This is a genomic window from Pseudomonas sp. NPDC087612, from assembly GCF_044743505.1.
GTDB lineage: Bacteria > Pseudomonadota > Gammaproteobacteria > Pseudomonadales > Pseudomonadaceae > Aquipseudomonas.
This window is the reverse complement of the sequence record NZ_JBIUWO010000005.1, coordinates 369,404-387,695: the sequence shown is the minus strand read 5'-3', so window position 1 is coordinate 387,695 and position 18,292 is coordinate 369,404. Positions and strand designations below refer to the sequence as shown.

Genomic DNA, 18,292 nt, shown 5'->3' with positions numbered 1-18,292 from the left:
GTACGAGTCAAAAAAACGGCGCTAAATGGAACATGACCATTCGGCGCCGGTTTTTCCACGCATGGGCGGAATTCTTCTATTCTTCAGTTCAGGGACAGTGGTAGGTACAGGAAGAGACAGCCTTCACCTGAAGGCTGAACAAGGGTTTACCGAGGACCTTCGCCATGCCGCGCAGCCTCAGCCTCACCCGTCAATGCCTGGGCCTGGTGACCCGCATTGAATGCAGCATCCGCCCATTGGCCGGTGACAACGGCATGTGGACCCTGCTGTTTGCCGCCGGCATGGCTGGCGAGCAGCCCTCTGCGATCAAGGCCCAGGGGCCGTTTCACGGGCCATTCGTGGCCGAATCGGTGCTCAACGCCATTGTCGACAGCCTTACCCTGCACGGTTACCAACTGGCTGACGATCCGCAGATCTGGTGCGTGCACCTGCAAGCGCAACTGCGCCGGATCAACGGCGAACGCGTGCATCACGTCGGCGACTTCCAGTTCCATCCGGAAACCTGAGACGCCGGCGCCGCGCCTGTGGCAGCGTGCCACGGGCTTTTTCTGTCATGGGTGGCTGTTATACTCGCGCTCGCTTTTTTGCCAACCTGACGAGTTTTCAATGGAACGTATTATCGAAAATGCGATGTATGCCTCGCGCTGGCTGCTCGCGCCCATCTACTTTGGTCTGTCGTTGGGCCTGTTGGCGCTGGCACTGAAGTTCTTCCAGGAGATCTTCCACGTCCTGCCCAACGTCTTCGCCCTGGCTGAAGCCGACCTGATCCTGGTGCTGCTGTCGCTGATCGACATGGCCCTGGTCGGCGGCCTGCTGGTGATGGTGATGATTTCCGGTTACGAGAACTTCGTCTCGCAGCTGGATATCGACGAAGACAAGGAAAAACTCAGCTGGCTGGGCAAGATGGACTCGTCTTCGCTGAAGATGAAAGTCGCAGCCTCGATCGTGGCGATTTCCTCGATCCACCTGCTGCGGGTGTTCATGGACGCGCGCAACATCGAACCCCAGTACCTGATGTGGTACGTGATCATTCACATGACCTTCGTGGTCTCGGCCTTTGCCATGGGTTACCTGGACAAGGTCACCAAGCACTGACCCAGGCCTTTTGCCAGTCTAAATACCGCCCGTCCGTTGCAAAACGGACGGGCGGTTGCGTTTTTGCCTTGTGCTTTGTCTGCCGCTGTACAAAAAATGAACGGTCACTCGAAGTTCCAGTAACGAGGTATCGCAATGAACCTTCAACAACTGAACACCGAGGCCAAGGCCGGTCATGTCGATGAACTAAACCTGATCGCCATCGAGGGCGGGGACTTCATTATCGAAGCCCGGGTTAAAGGCCGTGCCCATCCCTTGGCGGATAAACGTGGACGGCGTGTACAAGTGCATTCGGTGGTCGACGCGCAGCGCCTGCTCGACGGTTTGCCCGCTGTGCCGCTGCACCTGGTGCACTGGTCGATGGACGACGAGATGTGCGGTGGCGCCGACGCCGGTGATGGCGATCTGAAAATCCCGATGCCACGACGTTCGGCCTGGTAGCTGATCTGCGCAAGCGCAGTGTGCTAGGCTGCTCGCCCTTTTCATAAAGGGCGCGGCTGTCGTGCGCCCTGCAGCGGAGCAAGCAAATGTCCGAACTCAACCTGTCTACCGACGAAACTCGCGTCAGCTACGGCATCGGCCGTCAGCTGGGTGGCCAACTGCGTGACAACCCGCCACCAGGTGTGAACCTGGACGCCATCCTGGCCGGCCTGACCGACGCCTTCAACGGCCAGGACAGCCGCGTCAGCGAAGCCGACCTGTCGGCCAGCTTCAAGGTTATCCGCGAAATCATGCAAGCCGAAGCTGCGGCCAAGGCCGAAGCTGCCGCTGGCGAAGGCAAGGCTTTCCTGGCTGAAAACGCCAAGCGTGACGGCATCACCACCCTGGCTTCGGGCCTGCAGTTCGAAGTACTGACTGCTGGCGAAGGCGCCAAGCCAAGCCGCGACGACAGCGTGCGTACCCACTACCACGGCACCCTGATCGACGGCACCGTGTTCGACAGCTCCTACGAGCGCGGCCAGCCAGCAGAGTTCCCGGTCAGCGGCGTGATCGCCGGCTGGACCGAAGCCCTGCAACTGATGAACGCCGGTAGCAAATGGCGCCTGTACGTGCCGAGCGAGCTGGCTTACGGCGCTCAGGGCGTTGGCAGCATCCCGCCGCACAGCGTGCTGGTGTTCGACGTCGAGCTGCTGGACGTTCTGTAAGACCGATCGCGGGGCAAGCCCGCTCCTACACAATTCGGGTAGGAGCGGGCTTGCCCCGCGATGCTGTTCAGTTCCAATCGGTTCCACCGCCAGGGCGCAACGCCCGGGCATAGCAAAACAGGAACAGGTTCCTCACCAGCTCCTTGAGCACACTCGGCTCACTTGAATTCAAACCATTGAGATCCAGGTCGCCCTGGTCGCGCAGTTCGTCCAGTGCTTCTTCTTCAAGCACGGCACACACCTCGCCGGTTTCCCGGTGCAGGATGCGCAGGTAAGGATGGGGGCGGTCAAGCCAGGCGTCTATCAGATAAGTCATGGCTATTCTCCTTGAAAGCGTTCAATGAGAATAATTCTTATTATCAAAATAGCAAGTGCCTATTGGCGGTTTTTTCCCGCCGGTGGGTTGTCGAGGCCGCAGCGCGACCCCGAAACCCAGAAGAATCAGACCTTGCGGACGAATTCCGATTTCAGCTTCATCGGGCCGATGCCGTCGATCTTGCAGTCGATGTCGTGGTCGCCATCGCACAGGCGGATGTTCTTGACCTTGGTGCCGACCTTGACCACCAGCGAGGTGCCCTTGACCTTGAGGTCCTTGATCACGGTGATGGTGTCGCCGTCCTGCAGGACGTTGCCTACTGCATCCTTTTTCACCGCTTCGTCGCTGGCCGCTTCGGCTTCACCGGCAGCCGACCACTCGTGAGCGCACTCGGGGCAGATCAGCTGGGCGCCGTCTTCGTAGGTGTATTCGGAGTTGCATTTGGGGCAGGGTGGCAAAGTGCTCACTAAGGTTCCTCAAGACGTACAGGTACAAAACCTACATTGTATAGGGTTTTGTCCGTCAGAGGCTAATCGGGCCCATCGAGCGATGGGCCGGGGCAGGGCGATCAGTGCGTGCGGGCGACGGCGAATTCGCTGAGTTCGACCAGCGCATCGCGGTATTCGCTGGCTGGCAGCACGTCCAGGCAGGCGATGGCGCGGGCCACGTAGTCGCGGGCCAGCTTGGCGGTGTAGTCCAGCGAGCCCGAGGCTTCAACGGCCGCGCGGATGCTCTCGAGGTCTTCGATGCCGCCTTTCTGGATGGCCTGGCGGACCAGCGCAGCCTGTTCGGCGGTGCCTTCGCGCATGGTGTAGATCAGCGGCAGGGTCGGCTTGCCTTCGGCCAGGTCGTCACCGACGTTCTTGCCCAGGGTTTGCGCATCGCCCTTGTAGTCGAGCAGGTCGTCGACCAGCTGGAAGGCCACGCCCAGGTGGTCGCCGAAGGTACGCAGGGCTTCGCTCTGCTCCTCGGTGGCCTGGGCCAGGGCTGCGGCGCTGTGGGTCGAGGCCTCGAACAGCATCGCGGTCTTGCCGCGGATGACGTCCATGTAGACTTCTTCGGTGGTGCTGGCGTCGCGCACTTTGGACAACTGCAGGACTTCGCCTTCGGCAATGACCCGGGTGGCCTTGGAGAGGATCTGCATGACCGGCATCGAGCCCAGTTCGACCATCATCTCGAACGAGCGCGAGTACAGGAAGTCACCGACCAGTACGCTCGGCGCGTTGCCCCACAGGGCGTTGGCGGTGGAGCGGCCACGGCGCATGCCGGACATGTCGACGACGTCGTCATGCAGCAGGGTGGCGGTGTGCAGGAACTCGATGGTGGCGGCCAGCAGGCGCAGGTCGTCGCCTTCGCGGCCCAGGGCCTTGCCGCACAGCAGCACCAGCAGCGGGCGCAGGCGCTTGCCGCCGGCCGAGGTAATGTAGTCGCCGATTTTCGATACCAGCGGTACACGCGAAGTCAGCTGTTTCTTGATAATCTCGTCAACGGCGCTGAAGTCGTCCGCTACCGCACGGTAGAAAGCTTGGGGTTGCATCGGCCACAGGTGCTCCATAAAGGTTGCGCGGCATGCTAGGTCGCGGGTCCCGGCGTGTCAAGGCGCGCTGCCCGCGGGCCGGGGGTGGGACTTGCAAGCAAAGCGGGGCTTGCGTACAATCGCGCACCCTGAACTTCCTGGGCAGCACCTGCCTTACGCAATTGCACTGGGCCGTTCCAGCCCTATGCAGCCATGCCAGCCAATACTCTTCCTATAAAGAGCTGGGTGAGCAGGATTATCGGAGAAATACCCATGTACGCAGTAATTGTTACCGGTGGCAAGCAGTACAAAGTCGCCGAAGGTGAATACCTGAAAATCGAAAAACTGGAAATCGCCACTGGCGAATCCGTGACTTTCGACCGCGTTCTGTTGGTTGCCAATGGCGACGACGTGAACATCGGCGCTCCAGTCGTTGCTGGTGCCAAGGTTGTTGCTGAAGTGATCTCCCAAGGTCGTCACGACAAAGTGCGCATCATCAAGTTCCGCCGCCGTAAGCACCACATGAAGCGTATGGGCCACCGCCAGTGGTTCACCGAAATCAAGATCACCGGTATTTCGGCTTAATCGCCTGAATCCATTTCTGGAGAATTTGAACCATGGCACACAAAAAAGCTGGTGGTAGTACCCGTAACGGTCGCGACTCAGAAGCCAAACGCCTTGGCGTGAAGATGTATGGCGGCCAGGCTATCATCCCTGGCAACATCATCGTGCGTCAGCGCGGCACCCAATTCCACGCTGGCTACGGCGTTGGCATGGGTAAAGATCACACCCTGTTCGCCAAGATCGCGGGTAAGATCAAGTTCGAAGTTAAAGGCGCCTTCGGTCGTCGTTACGTGAGCGTTGTCGCCGAGTAATCGCGCGAACGCTGGAAAAGCCCTGTCTCGCGACGGGGCTTTTTCGTTTGTGGGGTGAGTCTCTTGCAAAGCTGTTTGTATGGGCTGCCGGCGTGGGTTGTTACTGTCGTGACGGGGCCGCCGCGCTCACTTTTGCAAGAGCCTTATGTCTTTGTGTCACTCAGCTCGTCCAGCTGACGAGAGGCGGTTTTTATGAAGTTTGTTGACGAAGTATCGATCCGGGTCAAAGCTGGTGACGGCGGTAACGGTTGCATGAGCTTCCGCCGCGAAAAATTCATCGAGAACGGTGGTCCCAACGGCGGTGACGGTGGCGACGGCGGCTCGGTATACATGGTTGCCGACGATAACCTCAACACCCTGGTCGACTACCGTTACACCCGTCACTTCGAAGCCCAGCGCGGCTCCAACGGCGGCAGCACCGACTGCACCGGCAAGAAGGGCGACGACCTGATCCTGCGCGTGCCGGTCGGCACCACGGTGATCGACTCGGCCACCCAGGAAGTCATCGGCGACCTGGTCAAGCCGGGCCAGAAGCTGATGGTGGTCCAGGGCGGCTGGCACGGCCTGGGCAACACCCGTTTCAAATCCAGTACCAACCGTGCGCCACGCCAGACCACTCCGGGCAAGCCGGGTGAGCAGCGTGACCTGAAACTGGAAATGAAAGTACTGGCCGACGTCGGCCTGCTGGGCCTGCCGAACGCCGGCAAGAGTACCTTCATCCGCTCGGTATCGGCCGCCAAGCCGAAAGTCGCCGACTACCCGTTCACCACCCTGGTGCCGAACCTGGGCGTGGTCAGCGTCGATCGCTGGAAGAGCTTCGTCATCGCCGACATCCCCGGCCTGATCGAAGGTGCCTCCGACGGTGCCGGCCTGGGTATCCGCTTCCTCAAGCACCTGGCGCGTACCCGCCTGCTGCTGCACCTCGTCGACCTCGCGCCGCTGGATGAAAGCAGCAGCGCCGATGCCGCCGAAGTCATCGTCAACGAGCTGACCCGCTTCAGCCCGTCGCTGGCCGAGCGTGATCGCTGGCTGGTGCTGAACAAGACCGACATGCTGATGGACGACGAGCGTGACGAGCGGGTCAAGGAAGTGGTCGAGCGCCTGCAGTGGGAAGGCCCGGTCTATGTGATCTCGGCCATCTCCAAGCAGGGTACCGAGCAGCTCAGCCGCGACATCATGCGCTACCTCGAAGACCGCGCCGACCGTCTGGCCAACGACCCGGCCTACGCCGAAGAGCTGACCGAGCTCGACCAGCGCATCGAAGACGAAGCCCGTGCCCAGCTGCAGGCCCTGGACGACGCTCGCGCCCTGCGCCGCAGCGGGGTCAAGAGCGTGCACGACATCGGCGACGACGATGTCGATGATTGGGACGAGGACGACGAAGACGGCCCGGAAATCATTTACGTGCGCGACTGATTCGTTGCAGTACACTAAACGCCGCTCTCAGGAGCGGCGTTTTGGTATCTAAAGATCTGAATAGGTTGGAAGAAGATGCGGAGCAAGGTGACGGGTGCGCAGCGCTGGGTCGTGAAAATCGGCAGTGCCCTGCTGACAGCAGATGGCAAGGGCCTGGATCGCGCGGCCATGGGTGTCTGGGTCGAGCAGATGGTGGCGTTGCATGAGGCAGGTGTCGAGTTGGTGCTGGTGTCGTCCGGGGCGGTTGCCGCCGGGATGAGCCGATTGGGCTGGGCCAAGCGACCGAGTGCGATGAACGAGCTGCAGGCGGCGGCCTCGATCGGCCAGATGGGCCTGGTGCAGGCCTGGGAGTCGAGCTTTGCCGAGCATGGCCGGCATACCGCGCAGATCCTCCTGACCCACGACGACCTGTCGGACCGCAAGCGTTACCTCAATGCCCGCAGCACCCTGCGCACCCTGGTGGAGCTGGGCGTGGTGCCGGTGATCAACGAAAACGACACCGTGGTTACCGACGAGATCCGCTTCGGCGACAACGACACCCTGGCGGCGCTGGTGGCCAACCTGGTCGAAGCCGACCTGCTGGTGATCCTCACCGACCGCGACGGCATGTTCGACGCCGACCCGCGCAACAACCCTGATGCGCAGCTGATTTATGAAGCCCGTGCCGACGATCCGAGCCTCGACGCCGTGGCCGGCGGTACTGGCGGCGCCCTGGGCCGTGGCGGCATGCAGACCAAGCTGCGCGCCGCGCGCCTGGCGGCGCGTTCCGGTGCCCACACGATCATCGTCGGTGGTCGCCTTGAGCGCGTGCTCGACCGCCTCAAGGCGGGCGAGCGCCTGGGTACCTTGCTGTCGCCTGAGCGCGGCATGCTTGCCGCGCGCAAGCAGTGGCTGGCCGGGCACCTGCAGACCCGTGGCACCCTGGTGCTCGACGAGGGCGCGGCGAAGGCCTTGCGCAAGGACAACAAGAGCCTGTTGCCGGTCGGTGTGAAGACCGTGCAGGGCAGCTTCCGCCGTGGCGAGATGGTGGTTTGCGTCGGCCCGGATGGCCTTGAGGTCGCCCGCGGCCTGGCCAACTACAGCGCCCTGGAAGCACAGAAAATCATTGGCCAGCCGTCTGACGCGATCGAGGGCCTGCTGGGCTACATCGCCGAGCCGGAGCTGGTGCACCGCGACAACCTGATTCTGGTCTGAGGAACTGCCTGTGTTCAAAGGGATGATTGCAGCGGCGCTGCTGGCGTTGCCGGTAATGGCATCGGCCGAGGAGATTGGCCAGGTATCGACGGTGTTCAAGATCGTCGGGCCGAATGACCGCATCGTTGTCGAGGCGTTTGATGACCCCAAGGTCGAGGGCGTGACCTGCTATCTGTCACGGGCCAAGACTGGCGGACTGAAAGGTGGCCTGGGCCTGGCTGAAGACCGCGCCGAAGCGTCGATCGCCTGCCGTCAGGTCGGGCCGATTCGCTTCAAGGAGCAGCTCAAGGACGGTGACGAGGTGTTCAAGGAGCGCACCTCGCTGGTGTTCAAGACCATGCAGGTGGTGCGTTTCCTCGACAAGAAGCGCAATACCCTGGTCTACCTGGTGTACTCCGACCGGATCATCGAAGGCAGCCCGCAGAATGCGGTGACGGCGATTCCGATCTTGCCGTGGGCTCAGTAAAACCGAGTTGAATGCATCGCTGGCAAGCCAGCTCCCACAAGGACCAACCTGATCCCTGTGGGAGCCGGCCTTGCCGGCGATGGGGCCTGAAAGGCCCCTGGAGAGGCCTCAAGCCGAAGCTTCTTCCTCTTCTACCCGCACCACTGCCTTCTCCACATCCCGACGGCTGATGTACTTCCAGTCCGCCTCGTCGATATAGATGCCGTTCGGCCCGCTGCCACCTTCCAGGTCGATGGCGACATGCGCCGAAACCTGCGGCTTGACGCTCGCCAGAATCGGTACGAAGCCCAGCTGCAAGCTGGTTTCCAGCAGCGCTGCCTGGTTGCGTTCGTCGATGTCGGCCGCTTCGTCCAGGTAGTACGGCAGGCGCACGCGACCGGCCAGGTCGCGGTCCATCAGGTGCAGCAACAAGTACATGTTGGTCAGCGCCTTGATGGTCATGGTGGTGCCGTTGGACGCCGCACCGTCGATGTCGGTGTGGATCACCGGCTGGCCACCGACCTTGGTGATCTCGAAGGCCAGTTCGAACAGGTCCTTGAGGCCCAGCTGGTTGTGGTTGGCCGCGACCAGGCGCGCCAGGTATTCCTTGGCCTCTTCGTTCTTGTTGTCCTGCTCGGCGCTGGCGCTGAGGTCGAACACCGACAGGGTCTCGCCTTCCTCGTACTGACCGGCGCTGTGGATGATCTGGTCGATGTGCTTGAGCGCTTCCTTGTTGGGTGCCAAAACGATGCGGAAGCTCTGCAGGTTGGAGACCTGGCGCTTGTTGATCTCGCGGTTGAACAGCGCCAGCTGGTGCTCGAGGCTGTCGTAGTCGCTGCGGATGTTGCGCAGGGTCCGGGCGATGTCGGTGACTGCAGCGCGGCGCGCCTTGCCCAGGGTCAGGGCCTCTTCGGTACGGTGCGAGTAGGCGTTGATCAGCAGCTGCAGGCGGCGCTCCATGTCGTCTTCGCTGTCGAATTTGGCCACGCCCTTGAGGCGTACCTGGGCGTACAGCGCCTCGATCTGGCCATCGACCCGCAGCAGGCCCTGCCAGCTGTCCTGGTAGTCGTTGAGCAGCGGCAGCAGGTTGTCCATGCTGTCGTCGACCGGTTCCATGAACGGCGTGCCGAACGGCAGGTCGGCGGGTAGCAGCTGGCGGCGACGCAGGGCGTCGTCGAGGGTGCGCTGCTTGGCTTCCATGTCGGCGATCTGCCGGCCGACCAGTTGCAGCTTGGCCGACAGCTGCTGGACGCGTTCGGTGAAGGCGTCGCTGGAGCGCTTGAGCTCGTCCTGGGCCGCTTCCATCTGCGCCAGTTGCTCGAGCTTGTCGCCTTCCTCGGCGGACAGTGTCTCGCTGCGGCGGAAGTCTTCCAGGGCCTTTTGTGCATCCAGCACCTGTTGGTACAGGGCTTCGGTCTGGGTCTTGCTCGCGGCGCGGTCGGCGGCTACCGCCTGCTGGGTCTTGAGCTGCTTGAGCTCTTTTTCCAGGCGTTCCTTCTGGTCGCGCAGGGCGGCGCGGTCGGCCAGGGCCTGCAGGGCAGGCGGCTCGATGTGCGAGAGGTCGATGGACAGACCCGGGGCCTCGAAGCGCTCGCCCTTGAAGCCGTCGAGCACCGCTTCCAGGGATTTGACCCAGACATCGCTTTCGTCCAGCTCGATGCCGCGCTCGCCCAGCGGCAGGCTGAACAGCGCACCATTGAACAGGCGCATCAGGCGTTCGACGTCCTGCTGCGAGAACTCTTCACGCAGGCGCGCGTAGCTGTTGTTGTCGGCGTGGTCGAGCTGCTGTTTGACTGACTTCAGGCGTTTTTCCAGCTCGCGCAGACGCTCTTCGAGGTCTTCGGCGCTGAACTGGCGCGACTGCGCCAGGGCACCGGCCAGTTCGTCGTGGGCGTCCTTGGCGGCCAGCAGTTGCTGCTCCAGGACCTTGACGTCATCGACCAGGGCGAAGCGATGCTTGAGCACCGACAACTCGCCGAGCCAGCGCTGCACGCCAGTGATCTCGCGCTCCAGGCGCATCAGTTCCTGGGTGCCGCCACGCTGGTCGTTCTGCAGGCTGTCCTGTTCGTTCTTGTAGTGCTCGGCCTGGATCACCAGCTCTTCTTTGCGCGCGCTGGCGTAGTCCTGCCAGGTGCCGAGCAGCGAGTCGAGCAGTGGCGACAGGCGATGCAGCTTGCCGCGCAGGATGTCGCGCTGGGCTACGCCATTGGCCAGGGCCTCGACCAGCGGGCCGGCGGCGACCAGCGAGTTGTAGTCCTGCTCCATGCGCCGTACGTCGCGGAAGGCTTCTTCGCAGGCGGCGATGTAGTCGACGCTGCCCGAACGCAGGCTGTGCTCGAAGGCGTCGAGGAACAGCTGCTTGAGCTTGGCCGCGGTGATCTCGCGCATGTGCAGCAGGTTGATGAACAGCGCGCGGAAGGTCTTCAGGCTCTGCTCGCTGGTGGAGCGCAGCGGGATCAGGGTCAGGTCCAGCGGGATCGAGGTGTGGCCGCCGACCAGCAGGCGGCGCAGCTCGTCAGGCTTGAGCTCGTAGGCTTTCAGGCCGTTGCGCTCAAGGTTGCTGAACAGCTCTTTCTGGCGCAGGCAGGTGTCGTTCTTCTGGTAGTGGGCCAGGTCCAGTTCGCCGGCATAGGCGAAGAACTGGTGACCGAAACCGCCACCCGGGCCGCGGCCGACCACGCCGATCACGTGCGGGCCGTGGGGCAGGTTGACTTCGCAGAGGATGTAGCTGGTGTCGGTGGCAAAGTAGAAGCGACGCGACTGCTCAAGGCTGTACTTGCCGAAGCTCATGTCCGACATGCGTGCCAGGATCGGGAACTGCAAGGCGTTGATCGAGGCACTCTTGCCCAGGTTGTTGGCACCGTAGACCGACAGCGGGTGTTCCAGGGGGAACAGGCCGAGGCTGTAGCCGGCGGTGTTGAGCAGTGCAAAGCGGCGAATGCCGTAGCGTTCCTGGCTCATGCGTCAATCTCCTGTTGCTCTTGCGCTATGGCTCGGGCCAAAGCGTCTTCTTCGCTTTCTTCGAACGGGCTGAGGTCCAGCGGGTCGTCGGTACGGTTGAGCTCTTCCGGGCTCTCTTCCTCGACCAGCACCGGCGTTGGCAGCGGCAGGGCGCTGTGCAGGCTGGCAGCCAGGTCGCGGTCCTGCTGCACCGACAGGCAGACGTCGAGGAAACGGTGCATCGGCGGCAGGAAGCGGTAGATGCCGTTCTCTTCGTGGGCAAAACCGAGCTGGGTCATGCGGCGCATGATCTTCTCTTCCAGCTCGTCGGGGGTCTGTACTTCGGCCTGGATGAACAGGTCGCGGTATTTTTCCAGCAGCGAAGGCAGCTCGTCGCGGCCCAGGCTGCCGCCGTCGAGCACCGACATCGGGTCGCGGCCCTGGTCAGCCAGGTGCTCGACCAGGATGAAGGTGAACAGCGACAGGCGCTGGGCAGTCTTGTTGACCTGGGCGGCGGCCAGGTCCGGGACGAAGTAGTAGAAGCCGCGGGTGTCGCACACCAGTTCAAAGCCCAGGGCCTTGAACAGGCCGCGGTACTGGTCCTGGAAATTCGACAGTTGGGCGTACAACTCCGGGTCGCGGCGGCTGATGTGAAAGCCCTTGAACAGCTCGCGGAAGATCGGTGCGAGCTGGGACAGTTCGGAAAGATCAAGATGCATGGGCAGGGCTCGCAGTTGGCTCAGGCGATGGTTCGCGGCTCGATGTCAGAGCGAAGGAACGCAGGCTGACCAGGTGTTCGCGGGTGGTGTATTCGCGGCGCTCGAGGCGCGCGCGGGTAAAGCGCTTTTCCCGCGACAGGCGCGAGAACCAGTACAGCAGCTCGTCGGTGGCGCCCTCGGGCTCCTGGTCGAGCAGCCAGACCATCAGGTCCGGCAGCGGCAGGGCGTCTTCGCAGCGCTCGAGCATTTCCTTGACCGTGCGCGGCGCACGCGGGGCATCGCCCTTGTGGCTCTTGTGGGCCTTGGGAAACTGCGCAGGCTTGGGCTCGAAGCGGGCCAGGGCGTAGACGTAGGCTTCGACCTGGCTGGCGCTGCCGAGGAAGGTGCTCTGCGGGCGGGTGAACAGCGGCATGGCCGCCTGCGGCACGGCGTCCAGGCCTTTGCGGCGGATTACCGACAGGGCCAGGGCGGCGCCACGGGTCACGGCGTTGTGCCGGCGCGCTTCTTCACGCAGCGGCAGCAGCAGTTCACGGGCATGGCGCAGGGTCAGCTGGGCGCTGGTCTGCATCTCGAGGATGCGCGCGTGGGTGCGCAGGAGCATGTCATCGTCGACCAGATGGCCCAGACGGGCCTGCTCGCCGAGCAAGCGCAGCAGCACGGTCTCGACCTTGCGCACGCCTTGCTCGAAGGCGCCATCGGCGTTGACCAGCTGGATCATCGGCTCAACATATTCGTCCCAGGTCGCCAGGACTTCGGCGTAACGCTGGCGCAGGGGGATTTGCCGGTCGCTGGTCTTGGCCCGTTCGGCCACGGCGACCAGCGCCTGTTCGTCGTTGTCGAGCTTCTTCAGTACGTCGCGCACGCGCATGTCGAGCAGGCGCAGCTGGCGCGCCAGGTCATTGCCGTCGCGAATCTCGAAGGCGTCCTGGATGTGCCCGGCCAGGCGCTCGAGGTGGCGCAGGTAGGCTTCGATCTCCAGGCACAGGCCCAGGCGGTGCTCGCGGCGCAGGTAAGCGAGAAAGTCGTGGATCTGGGCGTTGAGCTCGAAACGGTTCGGGCTTTTTGCCACCGGCACCAGGATATCCAGGCGGATCCACACGTCGAGCAGGCTGGTGATGTCCTGGGGCGTGCTCTCCAGCTGCTGGGTGGCCAGTTGCTGGCGCAGTTCGGCCAGGCTCAGGGTGCCCCCGTCGAAGCGCTCGCACAACGGCTCGAGCAGGGCCCAGTGTTCGGCTAGGGCGCGCAGGACGCGCTTGGGTTCGATCATTGGCGGGTCGACTCGTTGCCAAATAAAAGCGCCGATTGTACTGCATCAGACGCCTGTCGATTCACCCCCTTGATCGCTTCAAGCTGCTGTCGGGCGGTTTTCTGCCGATCAACAGCGGCGCCGAGCGGCGAACAACGTTAGAATATCGGCCCTGACTTATCCACAGATGGCCGATCCTTCTTGTTAATCGAGTCCCGCCGCCGCGCTTATCTCAACGCCATGCAAGTGGTGCACTGGCTGCCGCGTGCCGAACTGCCGTTCGCCGCGCCGTCGCGCCCGCAGCTGTTGTTGCCGGTGGCGGCACTCGAGGAACCGGCGTTCGAGCCGCAGGAGCAGGCACCTGCCCCCGCCAGCGTTGCGCCGAGCGCGCCGCTGGTGCGTTCTGGCGAGCGCCCGAAGATCGAGATCCCGCGCCCAGGCAGCACGCCGAAAGTGACGGCCAAGGCGGTGGACGAAGCCGAAAAGCCCGTGGTTGCCAGGCCTGCGCCGGTACCACCGCCACGCTTTGCCCTGCAACTGCTGCGTGCCGGCAACTGCCTGCTGCTGGTCGAGCTTGCCACCGGCGAGCCGTTCCAGAGCCGCGACCCGTCCTACCTGCTGCTCAAGGACATGCTGCGCGCCGCCGGCCTGCCGGACAGCCCGCAGATCATCGGCGAGCCGGTGCGCTGGCCGTTGCTGGTGCGCGGCAATCTTGACCAGGGCCCGCAGGCTGCGACCGATTTCGTCCAGGGCTTTATCCAGGCCCGGCTTGAAGAGGCGCCGTGCGTCTGCCTGTGGCTGATTGGCCTGCCTGCCGTGCGCTTTGCCGGTGAGGCCGACGCCGAAGCTTATTACCGCGAGTTGCCGGTTGAAGGCCTGGGCGCTGCCTGGGCCTTGCCGGGGCTCGAACTGTTGATGGACGAGCCGCAGCGCAAGGCGCACGTCTGGCAAGCCATGCGCCGGCTGATGGCGCGCTGGAAACCAAGCAATGAGTGACACAATCAGCTTTCGCCGGATGACCGAGGCGGATCTGGATGCCGTACTGAAGATCGAATACGCCGCCTTCAGCCACCCCTGGACCCGCGGGATTTTCCTCGACGGGCTCAAGTCCTATGAAATCTGGCTGATGTTCGAAGGCGAGCAACAGGTCGGCCACGGCGTGATCAATGTGATCATCGACGAGGCGCACCTGCTCAACATTACCGTCAAGCCGGAAAGCCAGGGCCGCGGCCTGGGCCTGCGCCTGCTGGAAGAGCTGATGAGGCGCGCCTACCAGAGCAACGGTCGCGAGTGCTTCCTCGAAGTGCGCGCCAGCAACCAGTCGGCCTACCGCCTGTACGAGCGCTACGGCTTCAATGAAATCGGCCGCCGGCGTGACTACTACCCGGTTGCCGGCGGTCGCGAAGACGCCCTGGTCATGGCCTGCACCCTGTTCGAGTAACGGCTCAGGGTTCGCGCTTGCCGTCCAGCGGATCGCGCCGGGCCAGTTCCGCTTCATCCAGGCCGTTGCCGCCGCCGATGTCATCTTCGTCGACTACGCTCAAATCCCAGTCTGCCGGGTGATCCGCACCGGCTTCGCCGGGCGAGCGGGCGCCGTCTTCAGGGATCAGGGTTTCTGGCTCGAGGTCGTCGTCGGTTGGGTCGAAACCGGCATCGACATTGGGGGTATCCTTGTCAAAATGCAGTTCTTCAACCGAGCCCATGCGGTCTTCGTCGGTGTCGATCGGGGCGGGTTGCGGGGCGTGCAGCGGGCGGTGTTCCTGGCTCATGGTCGATCCTCCTGCGGGTGGGCGTATGCGGTGGACCTGACGGTTGGCCGAAGATTCAAAGGCGTGACCTGAACGGGCCGGCGCCTGTCACAAGATGCGCACCAACCATGAGGCTTGAACATGCACGATCTACAAGAACTGATTGATAACAACGCGCGCTGGGCCGATGCGATCAAGCAGGAAGATCCGGATTTCTTCGCCAAGCTCGCGCGTCAGCAGACTCCGGAATTCCTCTGGATCGGCTGCTCGGACGCCCGGGTTCCGGCCAACGAGATCGTCGGCATGTTGCCGGGCGATCTGTTCGTTCATCGCAATGTCGCCAACGTGGTGCTGCACACCGACCTCAACTGCCTGTCGGTGATCCAGTACGCGGTGGACGTGCTCAAGGTCAAGCATATCCTGGTCACCGGCCACTACGGTTGCGGCGGGGTACGGGCCTCGATGCAGGATCGCCAATTGGGCCTGATCGACGGCTGGCTGCGTTCGATTCGCGACCTGTACTACGAGAACCGCGTGGAGCTGGCCAAGCTTGCGACCGAGGAAGAGCGGGTGGACCGCCTGTGCGAGCTGAACGTGATCCAGCAGGTGGCCAATGTCGGCCATACCACCATCGTCCAGAATGCCTGGCACCGTGGCCAGAGCCTGTCGGTGCATGGTTGCATCTATGGCATCAAGGATGGCCGCTGGAAGAGCCTGAACGCGACCATCAGCGGCCTCGACCAGTTGCCGCCGCAGTACCGCTTGCGTCCGCAGGATTGAGGCCATCGCGGGGCAAGCCCGCTCCCACAGGTCCACTGTAGGAGCGGGCTTGCCCCGCGATGGATTCACCTCAAGTATTCTGCAAATCGCGCAACGTGCGCGTCACCGCCCCGGTATTGCACTTGGCCCCAGCCTGCTCCGGGGTCATGTTGCGAATGCTGCGAAAATACAGCTCGCAGGTCTGCTTCTTCGCCGTCACCTGCCACTTCTGGGTACAGGCCCCCAGCGTTGCCTTGGCATCCGCCGCCGGGTTGCGGCCCATGCCCGCCTGCCAGCAGGCAGCGCTCAAATCCTGGCCCATCATCTTCAGGCCGGCCTGATCGGCCTTGTCCTGGTCGCCGCCATAGTTGGTTTTATCTGCCGCATACCAGATTGCGCTCGGGTGATTGGCGCCCAGCACCGGCACCTTTTGCCCAGGCGTCGGGCTGATGCTGGCCAGGCCCAGTACATAGAGCCTGGGCCCGTACTGCTGCTCGATCCAGCTGCGCACCGGCGAGCCGAAGGCAACCATCGGCAAGGCGGCGCCGTTGCCGGTTCGGGTCATCTCTTTGACCATCTGCAGCTGATAATCCTTGAAGTAGCCATACACGCCCTCCAGGTCTTTGCCGGCGCTGGCTGGCGCGGCGATCGGGGCGATGTCGACGATGGTCTGGTAGGCCGGGGTCTGCTCGGCAGGAATGCCGTTGAAGGTCAGCAGCGTGGCCCAGCGGTCGGTGGTGTTGGAACGCAGGTAGTCCTGGGCCTGGGTCAGCGAGTAGTCCGGTGGAAAATGCAGCAGCTCGATGCTGCGGCGCTTTTCCAGGGCCATGCCTAGGGGCAGGAACAGGTTCCAGTTGTAGGCCCACTTGCCTTCGCGGTTGAGCCGGGTGGCGCCCTGGTAGGCCAGCTCGCCGGTGTCGAGCAGCGCTTGCAGGGGCTTGCTGTAGTCGCTCGGTACGCCCTGGATGTCGGCATGCAGTGAGTTGTTGTCGCGCTTGACCTTTACCGTCGCCGCGGCGTAACCGTCGCGTTGCACGCTCTGGGTCAGGTAGTGCTCCACGGTTTGCTCAAGGGTCCAGTTGCGAAAGCAGATGACGTTACAGTTGTTGGGGTAGGCAAACAGCCGGGTCACCCGTTCCTGGCTGCCCAGGTCGATGCGGGCATCAGCCAGGGCGGCGCCGCTCAGGGTCATGGCGGCCAGGGCGAAGGTCAGTGGAGCAGTCGTGTGCATGCTTAACTCCTTGTCAGTTCCTCCCCGCAGTCGGGAGGGTTGCCATACTGGAGGAATTTCCCGGGGGTTGGGAAGGGGAGCAGGCTGATGAAAACGTGGTGCAAGGCTGGGATCGGTGCAGGACTTTTACTGACAGCGCTCGCTGCCCAGCAGGCGCAGGCTGACGAGCGTGACCTGTACCTGTTTGCTCAGTGGGCGGGCGATCATCAGACCCGGCCCTTTCGTGAAATGCTGGTGGATGCGCGCCTGTATGGCGTGGTGCCTATCCACCAATTGCTGCGCTCGGCCAGTGACTGGCGTTTGTGCAAGGCCGAGCCGTTTGCGCTTGCGCCCGCGGCGCAGTGGCCGGCAGTACGCTCGACCCTGCTGCTGCTCAAGACCCTGGGCGAGCAGGGCGTGCTCAAACGCTATGAAGTGGTTTCGGCCTACCGCGACCCAGTGCTCAACCGCTGCGCCGGTGGCGCCGTGGCCAGCGCCCATACCCGCGCCTTTGCGGTCGACCTGCTGCTACCGGCCTGGGCCGACCCGAACCCGCTGTGCAGCTTCTGGCAGGCCCACGGCAAGGACTGGAACATGGGCCTGGGGCGTTACCCGTCGGGGCGCATTCACATCGACACGGCGGGCTACCGCACCTGGGGTGGCGACTTCAGTGCCGGCTCCTCCTTCTGTGCGCCGGCTACCGCCAGCAAGGCTCAGTCAAGGTGAGCGAGGCAGGCCTGTGACTGGCCGATCACCCACTCGGCGAAGCAGCGGCTTTTGTCGTCGTCGAGCAGCGCCCGGGGGCTGAGCAGGTAGTAGGCCGACTGGTCCTGGATAAAGCCGCGCGGCGCCTGCAACTGGCCGCTGTCGATTTCATCCTGAACCATCAGGCGCGAGGCCATGGCCACGCCCAGCCCGGCTGCCGCCGCCTGAATGCACAGGTAGAAGTGCTCGTAGTCGGCGCGGCTGCTTCCCTTGGCCGACTCCCCGCTATGACGCAACCAGGTAGCCCAGGCGTTGGGGCGCGAAGCGCTGTGCAGCAGGCGTTGTCCGGCCAGGCCGTGTTCGGGAAAGTTATGGGTGGCACTGCACACCGGGCCAACCCATTCGTCGCAGATCTTCAGTGCGTGCAGATTGGCGTCCCAGCGAAAGTCATCGCGGCGCAGGGCCAGGTCGACGCCGCTGCGGGCAAAATCGATCGGCCCGCCAGCCGCCACCAGGTGCAGGTGAATGTCCGGGTGGGCGGTATGAAAGGCCGGCAGCCGTGGGATCAACCAGCGCATGGCGATGGTTGGCTCGCACGACAGCACCAGCACGTTCTCCCGCGCCTGTTGCTGCAGGCGATACACCGCGCCTTCCAGTTGCTCGAACACCGACAGCGTGGTGCCGTGCAGGGCGCGGCCGGCGGCGGTGAGAAAGATCGCCCGGTTGCGCCGCTCGAACAGTTGCACGCCCAGCGTTTCTTCCAGCAGGCGCACCTGTCGGCTCACCGCGCCGTGGGTGACATTGAGCAGCTCGGCGGCGCGCACAAAGCTCTGGGTTTGCGCGGCAACGTCGAAATAGCGAAAGGCGGACAGCGCAGGCAGTTTCATATCTGTGAGAAAAACTAGCGGATTTGCCTCACTATAAATCGCTTTTGGCCTTGCCCGAAGCTTTCGATAATGGCGG

General features: G+C 63.4%; 22 protein-coding genes. 13 read left to right on the top strand and 9 right to left on the bottom strand.

Annotated elements, in window-relative coordinates; genetic code table 11:
- The first annotated feature begins 164 nt into the window (after nt 1–164).
- The 4 genes from ACIOVF_RS13120 to ACIOVF_RS13105 all read left to right on the top strand — a co-directional run bounded on the left by ACIOVF_RS13120 (nt 165) and on the right by ACIOVF_RS13105 (nt 2,240).
- Nucleotides 165–506, top strand: a complete 342-nt coding sequence (locus ACIOVF_RS13120) for a hypothetical protein (protein WP_010226382.1) — start codon at nt 165–167, stop codon at nt 504–506.
- A 100-nt stretch (nt 507–606) separates the two neighbouring features.
- Entirely contained in the window at nt 607–1,095 is a 489-nt protein-coding gene (locus tag ACIOVF_RS13115) for a TIGR00645 family protein (protein ID WP_010226381.1), read from the top strand.
- 135 nt (nt 1,096–1,230) lie between these two features.
- Entirely contained in the window at nt 1,231–1,536 is a 306-nt protein-coding gene (locus tag ACIOVF_RS13110) for a DUF6482 family protein (RefSeq protein WP_401289861.1), read from the top strand.
- An 86-nt stretch (nt 1,537–1,622) separates the two neighbouring features.
- On the top strand, nt 1,623–2,240 hold the full coding sequence (locus ACIOVF_RS13105; RefSeq protein ID WP_045195939.1) for an FKBP-type peptidyl-prolyl cis-trans isomerase: 618 nt from the start codon (nt 1,623–1,625) through the stop codon (nt 2,238–2,240).
- Between the two features lie 67 nt (nt 2,241–2,307).
- Here ACIOVF_RS13105 and ACIOVF_RS13100 read toward each other — a convergent pair whose 3' ends face one another.
- The 3 genes from ACIOVF_RS13100 to ACIOVF_RS13090 all read right to left on the bottom strand — a co-directional run bounded on the left by ACIOVF_RS13100 (nt 2,308) and on the right by ACIOVF_RS13090 (nt 4,093).
- Complete coding sequence (locus tag ACIOVF_RS13100; protein WP_038997219.1) at nt 2,308–2,556, bottom strand: hypothetical protein; 249 nt, start codon at nt 2,554–2,556, stop codon at nt 2,308–2,310.
- A 125-nt stretch (nt 2,557–2,681) separates the two neighbouring features.
- Nucleotides 2,682–3,023, bottom strand: a complete 342-nt coding sequence (locus tag ACIOVF_RS13095) for a zinc ribbon domain-containing protein YjdM (protein ID WP_045195941.1) — start codon at nt 3,021–3,023, stop codon at nt 2,682–2,684.
- Nucleotides 3,024–3,124: 101 nt separating this feature from the next.
- Nucleotides 3,125–4,093 (bottom strand): polyprenyl synthetase family protein, encoded by a 969-nt coding sequence (locus tag ACIOVF_RS13090; RefSeq protein ID WP_038997216.1) that lies wholly within the window; start codon nt 4,091–4,093, stop codon nt 3,125–3,127.
- Nucleotides 4,094–4,345: 252 nt separating this feature from the next.
- Between ACIOVF_RS13090 and rplU the strand changes: the two genes are divergently transcribed.
- From rplU to ACIOVF_RS13065, 5 genes are all read left to right on the top strand, one after another.
- Nucleotides 4,346–4,657 carry a 50S ribosomal protein L21 gene (gene rplU, locus ACIOVF_RS13085; protein WP_010225695.1) on the top strand — a complete coding sequence of 104 codons (312 nt, stop codon included), beginning with the start codon at nt 4,346–4,348 and terminating at the stop codon, nt 4,655–4,657.
- 32 nt (nt 4,658–4,689) lie between these two features.
- Nucleotides 4,690–4,947 carry a 50S ribosomal protein L27 gene (rpmA, locus tag ACIOVF_RS13080; RefSeq protein ID WP_010225698.1) on the top strand — a complete coding sequence of 86 codons (258 nt, stop codon included), beginning with the start codon at nt 4,690–4,692 and terminating at the stop codon, nt 4,945–4,947.
- Nucleotides 4,948–5,139: 192 nt separating this feature from the next.
- Nucleotides 5,140–6,363, top strand: coding sequence for an Obg family GTPase CgtA (gene cgtA, locus ACIOVF_RS13075; protein ID WP_045195943.1), 1,224 nt, complete (start codon nt 5,140–5,142; stop codon nt 6,361–6,363).
- Nucleotides 6,364–6,438: 75 nt separating this feature from the next.
- The gene (gene proB, locus ACIOVF_RS13070) at nt 6,439–7,557 is read left to right on the top strand and encodes a glutamate 5-kinase (RefSeq protein WP_045195944.1); all 1,119 of its coding nucleotides are present in this window, start codon (nt 6,439–6,441) and stop codon (nt 7,555–7,557) included.
- A gap of 22 nt (nt 7,558–7,579) precedes the next feature.
- Nucleotides 7,580–8,023, top strand: coding sequence for a CreA family protein (locus tag ACIOVF_RS13065; protein ID WP_045196576.1), 444 nt, complete (start codon nt 7,580–7,582; stop codon nt 8,021–8,023).
- A 108-nt stretch (nt 8,024–8,131) separates the two neighbouring features.
- Here the strand turns inward: ACIOVF_RS13065 and mksF are convergent, their stop codons facing one another.
- The 3 genes from mksF to mksB are packed head-to-tail and all read right to left on the bottom strand — an operon-like array spanning nt 8,132 to nt 12,928.
- Nucleotides 8,132–10,963, bottom strand: a complete 2,832-nt coding sequence (mksF, locus tag ACIOVF_RS13060; protein WP_045195945.1) for an Mks condensin complex protein MksF — start codon at nt 10,961–10,963, stop codon at nt 8,132–8,134.
- Nucleotides 10,960–11,661 carry an Mks condensin complex protein MksE gene (gene mksE / locus ACIOVF_RS13055; RefSeq protein ID WP_010225708.1) on the bottom strand — a complete coding sequence of 234 codons (702 nt, stop codon included), beginning with the start codon at nt 11,659–11,661 and terminating at the stop codon, nt 10,960–10,962. The genes mksF and mksE overlap by 4 nt, the downstream gene beginning before the upstream one ends.
- Nucleotides 11,651–12,928 carry an Mks condensin complex protein MksB gene (gene mksB, locus ACIOVF_RS13050; RefSeq protein ID WP_045195947.1) on the bottom strand — a complete coding sequence of 426 codons (1,278 nt, stop codon included), beginning with the start codon at nt 12,926–12,928 and terminating at the stop codon, nt 11,651–11,653. Before mksB ends, mksE begins: the two co-directional genes overlap by 11 nt.
- A gap of 180 nt (nt 12,929–13,108) precedes the next feature.
- Here mksB and ACIOVF_RS13045 point away from each other — a divergent pair, with 180 nt between their 5' ends.
- On the top strand, nt 13,109–13,903 hold the full coding sequence (locus ACIOVF_RS13045) for a hypothetical protein (protein WP_045195949.1): 795 nt from the start codon (nt 13,109–13,111) through the stop codon (nt 13,901–13,903).
- On the top strand, nt 13,896–14,348 hold the full coding sequence (gene rimI, locus ACIOVF_RS13040; protein ID WP_045195951.1) for a ribosomal protein S18-alanine N-acetyltransferase: 453 nt from the start codon (nt 13,896–13,898) through the stop codon (nt 14,346–14,348). Before ACIOVF_RS13045 ends, rimI begins: the two co-directional genes overlap by 8 nt.
- 4 nt (nt 14,349–14,352) lie before the next feature.
- On the opposite strand, the gene ACIOVF_RS13035 is transcribed toward rimI, so the two are convergent.
- A complete protein-coding gene (locus ACIOVF_RS13035) occupies nt 14,353–14,676 on the bottom strand; it encodes a hypothetical protein (RefSeq protein ID WP_045195953.1) in 324 nt (107 codons plus the stop codon).
- A gap of 120 nt (nt 14,677–14,796) precedes the next feature.
- Here ACIOVF_RS13035 and can point away from each other — a divergent pair, with 120 nt between their 5' ends.
- Nucleotides 14,797–15,435, top strand: coding sequence for a carbonate dehydratase (can, locus tag ACIOVF_RS13030; RefSeq protein ID WP_038614773.1), 639 nt, complete (start codon nt 14,797–14,799; stop codon nt 15,433–15,435).
- Nucleotides 15,436–15,505: 70 nt separating this feature from the next.
- On the opposite strand, the gene ACIOVF_RS13025 is transcribed toward can, so the two are convergent.
- Complete coding sequence (locus ACIOVF_RS13025; RefSeq protein WP_401289849.1) at nt 15,506–16,645, bottom strand: hypothetical protein; 1,140 nt, start codon at nt 16,643–16,645, stop codon at nt 15,506–15,508.
- 87 nt (nt 16,646–16,732) lie between these two features.
- Here ACIOVF_RS13025 and ACIOVF_RS13020 point away from each other — a divergent pair, with 87 nt between their 5' ends.
- On the top strand, nt 16,733–17,350 hold the full coding sequence (locus tag ACIOVF_RS13020) for a D-Ala-D-Ala carboxypeptidase family metallohydrolase (protein ID WP_213602473.1): 618 nt from the start codon (nt 16,733–16,735) through the stop codon (nt 17,348–17,350).
- On the opposite strand, the gene ACIOVF_RS13015 is transcribed toward ACIOVF_RS13020, so the two are convergent.
- Complete coding sequence (locus ACIOVF_RS13015) at nt 17,338–18,216, bottom strand: LysR substrate-binding domain-containing protein (protein ID WP_401289845.1); 879 nt, start codon at nt 18,214–18,216, stop codon at nt 17,338–17,340. The two genes, ACIOVF_RS13020 and ACIOVF_RS13015, sit on opposite strands and share 13 nt — an antisense overlap.
- Nucleotides 18,217–18,292: the final 76 nt, after the last annotated feature.